Origin of the sequence: Burkholderia sp. Ac-20344, from assembly GCF_017104975.1 — a bacterium.
Lineage (GTDB): Bacteria > Pseudomonadota > Gammaproteobacteria > Burkholderiales > Burkholderiaceae > Burkholderia.
Map to the genome: position 1 here is coordinate 23,327 of NZ_JAAGPP010000111.1, position 8,352 is coordinate 31,678.

The following is an 8,352-nucleotide window of genomic DNA, read 5'->3' on the forward strand; positions in this document are numbered from 1 at the left end:
TTATTGATCGAGGAAGCCTACATTAGTCCTGTCGCCGGATCGCCCGGCCCTCACGAACCAAGGAGCAGGACATGAACGCATCGAAACAGGTCGCCCTCGTCACGGGCTCGTCGCGCGGCATCGGCGCGGAAATCGCTCGCCGCCTCGCCCGGGACGGCTTCCGGGTCATCGTGAACTACGCCGGCGGCGCCGGCCCGGCGCGCGAAGTGGTCGACGCAATCGCCGCGGACGGCGGCGAGGCCATCGCGGTACAGGCGGACATCGCCGACCCGGCGGCGGTGGCCGCGCTGTTCGATGCGGCCGAGCAGGCGTTCGGGCGCATCGACGTGGTCGTCAACAGCGCCGGTGTCATGAAGCTCGGCGCGATCGCCGACTACGACGACACGACGTTCGACCAGACCGTCGCGATCAACCTCAAAGGCACCTTCAACGTCAGCCGCGAGGCGGCGAAGCGCGTGCGCCACGGCGGCCGCATCGTCAACCTGTCGTCGACGATGGTCGGCGTGCGTCTGCCAACCTACGGCGTGTACGTCGCGACCAAGGCAGCCGTCGAGGGACTGACGCAGGTCCTCGCGCAGGAAATGCGCGGCCGCGGCATCAGCGTGAACGCCGTCGCGCCGGGGCCGGTCGCGACCGAGCTGTTCCTGCAGGGCAAGAGCCCCGAGCAGGTCGATCGCCTGGCGAAGATGAACCCGCTCGAGCGGTTGGGCCAGCCCGCGGACATCGCCGGCGTCGTCGCGTTCCTCGCCGGCCCCGACGGCGCGTGGGTCAACGGCCAGATCCTGCGCGCCAACGGCGGCATGTGCTGACGGGCCGCCGGCCGCGTCCCCCTCTTACCGGAGATCGATTCATGAAGGAAGTCATTCTCGTCACGGGCGCGTCCAGCGGCTTCGGCCTGCTGACGGCCCAGGCGCTCGCCCGCGCCGGCCATACCGTCTACGCGTCGATGCGCGAAAGCACCGGCCGCAACGCGCCGCGCGTCGCCGCTATCGCTGCCTACGCACAGGAACACGGCGTCGACCTGCGCACCGTCGAGCTCGATGTCAGCGACGACGCATCCGTCGGTGCGGCCATCGATCGCGTGATCGCGGACAACGGCCGCCTCGACGTCATCGTCCACAATGCCGGCCACATGGTGTTCGGCCCGGCCGAAGCGTTCACGCCCGAGCAGATCGCCCAGCTCTACGACATCAATGTCGTGTCGACCCAGCGCGTCAACCGCGCCGCGCTGCCGCACCTGCGCCGCCAGGGCCGCGGCCTGCTGGTCTGGGTGTCGTCGTCGTCCGCGCGCGGCGGTACGCCGCCGTTCCTCGCCCCCTACTTCGCCGCGAAGGCCGCGATGGATTCGCTCGCGGTGTCCTATGCGGCCGAACTCGCCCGCTGGGGCATCGAGACGTCGATCGTCGTGCCGGGCGCCTTCACCCAGGGCACGAATCACTTCGCCCACGCGGGCAAGCCGGCCGACGCGACGGTTCAGGCCGCCTACGACGACGGCCCCTATGCGGGCGTCGCCGAGCAGGCACTGAAAGGCCTCGCCGCGCTCGAACCCGCGGACGCCGATGCCGGCACCGTCGCGACGGCGATTGCCGACATCGTCGCCGCGACGGCCGGCAAGCGTCCGTATCGCGTGTTCGTCGATCCGTCACAGGATGGCGCGGAGGAAGTGTTCCGCGTCGGCGATCGCATCCGCCGCGAGATGTTCAGGAACATCGGCCTCGCCGACCTGCTCGCGGCCCGCGTCGGCAGCTGATCCGCCGCGCGTCGGACACGCCGGCGTGCATCAGCCTTGCTCGCAGAACCCGAGGATCGCGCCGGCGACCGCCGCCGGTGCCTCGCGCTGCGGAAAGTGACCGGCGCCATCCAGCACCTGCCGCGCGTAGCGCCCCGCAAAGAAATGCTCGCGCCCGGCCGAACTGTCCGGATGATTGCAGGTGTCCGCGCCGCCATGCAGCACAAGCGTCGGCAGCGCCAGCACCGGCGCGGGATTCAGCCGCGCATCGTCGTCGGCATAGGCCGGCGTGCCGGGCGCGAAGCCCCACCGCTGCCGATACGAATGCAGCACGACGTCGACCCAGTCGGGCCCGTCGAACGCCGTGGCAGCCGCGTCGAATTCCGCATCGCGATACCAGCCCGGCGGCGACCACGTATCCCACATCAGGCGCGCGAACGCGCGCCGGTCGTCGCGCAACGCCTGCTCGCCGCGCGGCGTCGCCATGAACCAGTGATACCAGTAATTGCGCGCCTGCTGCAGCGACAGCGGCTGCGCGGGATCGTTGGTGCCGTAGCCGACCGACAGCATCACCAGGTGCGACGCGACGCCGTCGCGCAGCCCGCATGCGTTCGCGACCGCGCGGGCGCCCCAGTCGTGTCCGACCAGCACGGGCCGCTCGAGGCCGAGTACGTCGACGAATTCCAGCACGTCGCGCCCGAGCGCCGCGAGCTGGCCGCTGCGCGGCACCGTCGCGTCGCGAAAACGGGTCGGCGCGAAGCCGCGCAGCGCGGGCGCGAGTACGCGGTAGCCTCGGACGGCCAGCGCTTGCGCGACCGTCTCCCAGCCGGCCGGACTGTCCGGCCAGCCGTGCAGCAGCACGGCCACGCGCTCGCCGCGCGGGTTCCATTCGAGATAGGCAATGTCGAGCGACGCGGTCGTCGCATGCGCATAGGTCGTCATCGTGCACTCCGTTGGGTCGATCCGAGTGCTCGATGGTAGGCCGACCTTTCATCACGATTCACGGAGTATCATTATTCATTCTTCGAGTATCGCGTTGAATTGATTCATGGAACCGCTGACCGATCCTGCGTCGACCGCCCTCGACATCACGCTGCTGCGCACCTTCCTCGAAGTCGTCGACAGCCGCGGCTTCGCGCCGGCCGCGGAACGGCTCGCGCTGACGCCGTCCGCCGTCAGCGGCCATATCAAGCGGCTCGAGCAGGCGGCCGGCACGGTGCTGCTCGCGCGCACGACCCGCCGCATTGCGCTCACGCCGGCCGGCGACACGCTGTACGCGTACGCGCGCAACATCGTCGATATGGAGCGCGAAGTGCGCGCGAGGCTGCGCGGTGCGCCGGCGCACGGGCCGCTGCGGGTCGGCGCGTCGGAGGATTTCGCGGGCGCGTGGCTGCCGCACGTGCTGCGCACGTTCCGCGACCGCCACCCGCGCACGTCGATCGAGCTGAAGGTCGGGATCACCGCGTCGCTGCTGCGCGAGCAGACGCTCGGCCGGCTCGACGTCGTGTTCGGCAAGCAGTGCCGGCAGGTCGACACGCCGGGCGAACTGCTGTGGGAAGAACCGCTCGTGTGGGCGTTCGCGTCGGATCGCACGCTCGACGCCGGCGGCGACGTGCCGCTCGCGCTGTTTCCGCAGCCGTGCGTCTATCGGGAAGCCGCCGTCGCGGCGCTCGCCGCGGCGCTGCGGCCGTTTCGCGTGCTGTTTGAGAGCAGCAGCATGGCAGGCTGCATGTCGGCCGCGCTCGCGGGCTTTGCGGTCACCGCGCTGGCGCGCAGCCAGCTGCGCGACGGCCTGCGCGAATGCGGGCCGCAGGATGGTCTGCCGGCGCTGCCGGCCGCGCGCTTCTACGCGTTCGCGGCAAAACCGGGCGGCGCCGGCGCGGCATTGATCGATGCGGTGCGTGAAACCGGGCGCAGCCGACAGTTCGCGGCGCTGCCCGGCTGAGCCAGGCGCGACCACCGCACGCAACGCAAACCGGCCGTGCCGGTCAGTCGCCCTCCGCGCCCTCCCCGCTCTTCGTCAGCGCGCTCGTCATCAGTTCTCCGAACCACTCGATGAACGCATTGAGCCGGCGCGAACGATGGCGCCGGTGCGGATATACAGCCGACACGTCCATCGGCGCGGCGCGATGGCCGGGCATCACGTCGACGAGTGCGCCGCTGTCGAGCAGATGCTCGACGTCGAAGCGAGGAATCTGGATCAGCCCCATCCCGGCGATGCAGCTGGCGATATAGGTTTCGGCGTTGTTGACGATCACGCGGCTCGGCAGCGCGAGCGTGTGCCGCTGGCCGTCCGCGCAGTATTCCCAGTCGAGTTCGCGCCCTGTCGTCGGCGACGCATAGCCGATCGCCCAGTGTCCGTGCGCGAGCGCATCCGGATGCTCGGGCACGCCGCATTCGCGCAGGTAGTCGGGGCTCGCGCAGTTGATCAGCGTGAACTGTCCGAGCGGCCGCACGACGAGGCTGCTGTCCGCGAGCCGCCCGACGCGGATCGCGCAGTCGACGCCCTCCTGCACCAGGTCGATCGAACGATCCGTCGAGCCGAGCGACAGCTGCAGCTTCGGATAGCGGCGAAACAGCGACGGCAGCGCGGGCGCCACCATGCGGCGCGCGATCCGGCTCGGCACGTCGACGTTCAGCCGGCCGATCACGTCGCGGTCGCGGCGGCGGAACAGGCGGTCGAGCTCGTCGGCCTCCGCGAGCAGGCGCCGGCCGCGTTCGAGCAACAGTGCGCCGTCGGCAGTCAACTGCACCTGGCGCGTCGTGCGGTGCAAGAGGCGCGTGCCGAGCCCCGTCTCGAGCTGCTGGACGGCCGCCGACACGGTCGCGCGCGGCACGTCGAGTGCATGCGCGGCCTTGATGAAGCTGCCCATCTCGGCAACCTGCAGGAAGATTCTGACCTGCTCCAGCTTGTCCATCGGCGGGGAACGTAGGTTCGGACGATCGTCGCCGCCGGCGCGCCGCGCATCGCGGCAAGATCCGGCGGCACAGGGAAAACGGGCGCGCAGCCGCGAGGCCGCGCGCCCGTCCATTGTCCACGCAAACGAGCCATTGCGGTGCGCCGCGCGGCCCGTTGCCAGGTCGGTTACTTGGTCGTATAGCCGCCGTTGATCAGGATCGTCTGGCCCGTGATCCACCAGCCGTCGGTGACGAGATGGCGGATGAACGGCACGACGTCCTCGATGTCGGTCAGGCCCGTCTTGCTGAACGGCGACAGCGCAGCCGCCGTCTTGTGATACGCGACCGCATCGGCGCCCTCGGCCGGGTAGAAGAACGGCGTGTCCATCGGACCCGGCCCGACGGCCGTCACCGAGATCCCGCGCGCACCGTATTCCTTCGACGCCGCGCGCGTGAAATGCTCGACCGGCGCCTTCGACCCTTCGTACGCCGCATAGAACGGCGTGAACGCGCCGAGCAGCGACGTCACGAGCGTGACGAGCTTGCCGTGATCCTCGAGGTGCCGCCCCGCTTCCTTGATGAAGAAGAACGCCGACTTGCTGTTGACCGCGAACATGTCGTCGTACTCGGCCTCGCTGATCTCGGTGAACGGCTTCTTCAGCACCTTGCCGACCGTGTTGATCGCGATGTCGATCTTGCCGAAGCGCTGCTTCGCGTCGTCGAACAGCTTCTCGACCGCGGCGGCCGTCGTCAGGTCGCCCTGGAACGTGGCAGCTTCCGCGCCGGCCGCGCGCACCGCGGCGGCCGTCTCCTCGGCCTGCGCCTGCGATGCGGCGCTGTTGTAGTGAATCGCCACTGCCTTCGCGCCGTGGCTCGCCAGATCCCGGGCGATCAGGCCGCCGAGATTCTTTGCGCCGCCTGCGATCAGGACGACCTTGTCTGCGAGCGTATGAGTTGCCACGGTTGACTCCTTTTCTCGTTGAACGAAGCTTGGAGTGTAGGCACGCGCGACGCACCGGTCAGCCGGTCGCGGCTGGATGGATTATCCAGAAAAACGATCCAATCGGAGCCGGGCTGTGCAGCCTGCCGCACCGACAGCGGCGCCGGAATCCGTGATCGATTGCGTGAATGCCGGCCGGCTCAGCGCGCGTACAGCGCCGCGTCGATCTTGCCGAGCAGCCATTGCATGCCGGCCAGATGCTGCTGGTCGTGGCTGCACAGGTAGTGGACGAGCCCGCGCACGGTCAGCGATCCGTAGCCGTCGAACTCCCCGATCCGCGCGAACTGCTCGGGTGTGAGGCGCGACACGAGGTCCAGCGTCTCGCGCCGCGCGTCGCGGATTGCCGCGAGCACGTCGGACGCATACGCGTCGTTGTAGCGGCGCTCGATCGCGAGTGCGTCGCCATCGATCGACTCGAGCAGCGGTCGGTCCTCGTCGAGCATCCGACGCAGCCGCACGTGATACCCGTCGATCTCGATGTCGCGCACGTGGCAGAGCTGCCCGAGCGGCGAGAAGTGCTCGCTCGGGATCCCGGCCCAGTCGTCGGGCGTCCAGCGCGCGTAGCCGTCGGGTACGCCCGCGAAATGGGCTTCGAGCAGACGGGGGAAATCGGCGAGTGCGTCGAGCGTCGTCGGATTCATGCGGGACTCCCTCTCGGATTGAAGCGGCGGCAACCCTGGCACGGGCCTGCCGCCGCCGTTGCGTCACTTCACGCTGAAGGCGTACGCGCCCTGCGTGCGGTGTCCGTCGGTCGCGACGGCCACCCACTTCACCGTATAGGCGCCGGTGCCGACCGCCGTGAGCGGCACCGTCATCCGCTTGCGGTTCGACGCGTCGATGCGCGCCCGGCCGTCCGACACCGTCTTGCCCGCGCCGTCGACGACGACGATCGAGCTGAACGCCGGCTCCAGCGGCTCGGTGAAGTCGATCGTGACGGCCGCCGGTGCGGTGGCCACCGCCGCGCCCGCCGCCGGGTCGCTCTTCGCAAGGTGCGCGTGCGCGAACGCAACCGACGAAACGGTCGCGGCGACGATGAAGGCGGCGGCCTTGCGGCCGAACGGGAACGAAGCAAAAGGCATGGACTTTCCGTGAAGAATGAACGGCCGCCGCGCCCCGCGCGGCGTACCGGCAGCTTACCAGTTGCATGCGCGTTCATGCCGGCCTGGCGCCGCCGCTTGATAGAATGCGCGCGCTATGGACCTCGAAAGCATTCTCTACACCCAGGGCTTCGGCTCGCGCCGCCAGTGCCGCGGCCTGATCGACGCAGGCCGCGTGGCCGTGGCGGGCGCCCGCGCGACCGACCCCGACGCCGCGTTCGATACCGACGGCCTCGTGTTCTCGGTCGACGATACGGCGTGGCCGTTCCACACGCACGCGTATCTCGCGCTCAACAAGCCGGCCGGCTACGAGTGTTCGCGCGATCCGCAACACCACGCGAGCATATTCAGCCTGCTGCCCGCGCCGCTCGTCACGCGCGGCGTGCAGTGCGTCGGACGGCTCGACCAGGACACGACGGGCCTGCTGCTGCTGTCCGACGACGGCCAGTTCGTGCACGCGTACACGTCGCCGAAGCGCAAGGTGCCGAAGACCTACGTGGCGACCGTGCGCCACCCGCTCGACGACACGCAGTTGCACGCGCTGCGCACCGGCGTGCAGCTCCACGGCGAGCCGAAGCCGATCGCGGCGGTCGCCGCCGACGCGCGCGAACCGCACGCGCTCGCACTGACCGTTCTCGAAGGCAAGTATCACCAGGTCAAGCGGATGGTCGCGGCGGCGAGCAATCGCGTCGAAGCGCTGCATCGCGAAAGCATCGGCGGCTTCGTGCTGCCGGGCGATCTCGCGCCCGGCGCGTGGCGGTGGCTCGACGACGCCGACCTTTCAGCGTTGCGCAATCCCGTCGAAACCCTGTAAGGGAAAATCCGCACGACCGTTCGGTGCCCGGCCGCGTCTCGGCCGCATGTTCCCCCGCTATACTGAAATCACAAGCTGTACGAGCAGCGATGCAGGGGAGACATCATGAACATCAACCATTCTTTCGAACTGTCGTACGTGATGATCGCGTTCGCGGTCGTCGGTGTCATCGTGATCGGCGGGCTGCTGGCCGCGATGCACATGAAGCACAAATATCATCCGAACCTGATTGGCGCGCTGATCGGCGCGTTGCTGTGCTTCCTGCTGATCGAGGCGTTACCGGCGCTGACCTGACGCGCTGCCCGGCGCGAGCGTTTGAAGGAAATCGTCTACGGTCGGATACCGCAACGTCACGCACAATTCGGCCTTGAGCCGTGCGTTGGACAGGCGCCGCGACTCGCGCATGAACGACAGCAGCGTCGGTTCGAGCAGACGCTCGGCGTCCGCGCGGCTGACGCGTGGCGGCCTCGGCAGGCCGAGCGCCTGCGCGACCCGGTCGAAATACTCCCCCATCCGCAGTTCGCTGTCGTCCGACGCGTGCACGGCGCGCGCCGGCTTGCCGCGTTCGGCCGCGCGACGCAGGATCGCCGCGAGATCGTCCGCGTGGATGTGGTTCGTGTAGACGTCGTCGGCCGGCTCGAGCGCCGGCGTGCCGCGCTCGAGCCGCGCGACCGGCAGACGGTTCGCCGCGTAGATGCCCGGAATGCGCACGATGCGCGCGGACAGCGCGCCGCGCACCGTCGCCGCACGCAGTTGCCGCTCGGCCGACACGCGCCGGAACGCGCGCGGATTCGCGGGGCGCAGCGGATGCGTT

Annotated in this window: 10 protein-coding genes and 1 pseudogene; 5 read left to right on the forward strand and 6 right to left on the reverse strand. The window is 69.6% G+C overall.

Annotation, left to right across the window (positions count from 1 at the left end):
* The first annotated feature begins 71 nt into the window (after positions 1–71).
* Entirely contained in the window at positions 72–809 is a 738-nt protein-coding gene (locus tag G3N64_RS28155) for an SDR family oxidoreductase (protein WP_205786903.1), read from the forward strand.
* Between the two features lie 41 nt (positions 810–850).
* Positions 851–1,750, forward strand: coding sequence for an SDR family oxidoreductase (locus tag G3N64_RS28160; RefSeq protein ID WP_205786904.1), 900 nt, complete (start codon positions 851–853; stop codon positions 1,748–1,750).
* A gap of 30 nt (positions 1,751–1,780) precedes the next feature.
* Here G3N64_RS28160 and G3N64_RS28165 read toward each other — a convergent pair whose 3' ends face one another.
* Positions 1,781–2,671, reverse strand: coding sequence for an alpha/beta hydrolase (locus G3N64_RS28165; protein ID WP_205786905.1), 891 nt, complete (start codon positions 2,669–2,671; stop codon positions 1,781–1,783).
* Positions 2,672–2,777: 106 nt separating this feature from the next.
* Between G3N64_RS28165 and G3N64_RS28170 the strand changes: the two genes are divergently transcribed.
* Positions 2,778–3,674 (forward strand): LysR family transcriptional regulator, encoded by an 897-nt coding sequence (locus G3N64_RS28170; protein WP_205786906.1) that lies wholly within the window; start codon positions 2,778–2,780, stop codon positions 3,672–3,674.
* A gap of 43 nt (positions 3,675–3,717) precedes the next feature.
* Here G3N64_RS28170 and G3N64_RS28175 read toward each other — a convergent pair whose 3' ends face one another.
* From G3N64_RS28175 to copC, 4 genes are all read right to left on the reverse strand, one after another.
* Positions 3,718–4,647 carry a LysR family transcriptional regulator gene (locus G3N64_RS28175; RefSeq protein ID WP_205786907.1) on the reverse strand — a complete coding sequence of 310 codons (930 nt, stop codon included), beginning with the start codon at positions 4,645–4,647 and terminating at the stop codon, positions 3,718–3,720.
* Positions 4,648–4,814: 167 nt separating this feature from the next.
* Complete coding sequence (locus G3N64_RS28180; RefSeq protein ID WP_205786909.1) at positions 4,815–5,588, reverse strand: SDR family oxidoreductase; 774 nt, start codon at positions 5,586–5,588, stop codon at positions 4,815–4,817.
* 179 nt (positions 5,589–5,767) lie between these two features.
* Positions 5,768–6,268: a DinB family protein gene (locus tag G3N64_RS28185; RefSeq protein ID WP_205786911.1), complete on the reverse strand. Its 501-nt coding sequence runs from the start codon at positions 6,266–6,268 to the stop codon at positions 5,768–5,770.
* Between the two features lie 63 nt (positions 6,269–6,331).
* The gene (copC, locus tag G3N64_RS28190) at positions 6,332–6,706 is read right to left on the reverse strand and encodes a copper homeostasis periplasmic binding protein CopC (RefSeq protein ID WP_205786913.1); all 375 of its coding nucleotides are present in this window, start codon (positions 6,704–6,706) and stop codon (positions 6,332–6,334) included.
* 115 nt (positions 6,707–6,821) lie between these two features.
* On the opposite strand from copC, the gene G3N64_RS28195 reads away from it, so the two are divergent.
* A complete protein-coding gene (locus G3N64_RS28195) occupies positions 6,822–7,538 on the forward strand; it encodes a 16S rRNA pseudouridine(516) synthase (RefSeq protein WP_205786915.1) in 717 nt (238 codons plus the stop codon).
* Between the two features lie 105 nt (positions 7,539–7,643).
* On the forward strand, positions 7,644–7,832 hold the full coding sequence (locus tag G3N64_RS28200) for a hypothetical protein (RefSeq protein WP_034178799.1): 189 nt from the start codon (positions 7,644–7,646) through the stop codon (positions 7,830–7,832).
* Here the strand turns inward: G3N64_RS28200 and G3N64_RS28205 are convergent.
* A pseudogene (locus G3N64_RS28205) lies at positions 7,815–8,352 on the reverse strand (SDR family NAD(P)-dependent oxidoreductase); the annotation flags it as partial. The gene G3N64_RS28200 and the pseudogene G3N64_RS28205 sit on opposite strands and share 18 nt — an antisense overlap.

Coding starts and splice junctions, on each gene's coding strand:
- G3N64_RS28155 (WP_205786903.1), top strand. CDS start 72: ATGAACGCATCGAAACAGGTCGCCCTCGTCACGGGCTCGTCGCGCGGC.
- G3N64_RS28160 (WP_205786904.1), top strand. CDS start 851: ATGAAGGAAGTCATTCTCGTCACGGGCGCGTCCAGCGGCTTCGGCCTG.
- G3N64_RS28165 (WP_205786905.1), bottom strand. CDS start 2,671: ATGACGACCTATGCGCATGCGACGACCGCGTCGCTCGACATTGCCTAT.
- G3N64_RS28170 (WP_205786906.1), top strand. CDS start 2,778: ATGGAACCGCTGACCGATCCTGCGTCGACCGCCCTCGACATCACGCTG.
- G3N64_RS28175 (WP_205786907.1), bottom strand. CDS start 4,647: ATGGACAAGCTGGAGCAGGTCAGAATCTTCCTGCAGGTTGCCGAGATG.
- G3N64_RS28185 (WP_205786911.1), bottom strand. CDS start 6,268: ATGAATCCGACGACGCTCGACGCACTCGCCGATTTCCCCCGTCTGCTC.
- copC (WP_205786913.1), bottom strand. CDS start 6,706: ATGCCTTTTGCTTCGTTCCCGTTCGGCCGCAAGGCCGCCGCCTTCATC.
- G3N64_RS28195 (WP_205786915.1), top strand. CDS start 6,822: ATGGACCTCGAAAGCATTCTCTACACCCAGGGCTTCGGCTCGCGCCGC.
- G3N64_RS28200 (WP_034178799.1), top strand. CDS start 7,644: ATGAACATCAACCATTCTTTCGAACTGTCGTACGTGATGATCGCGTTC.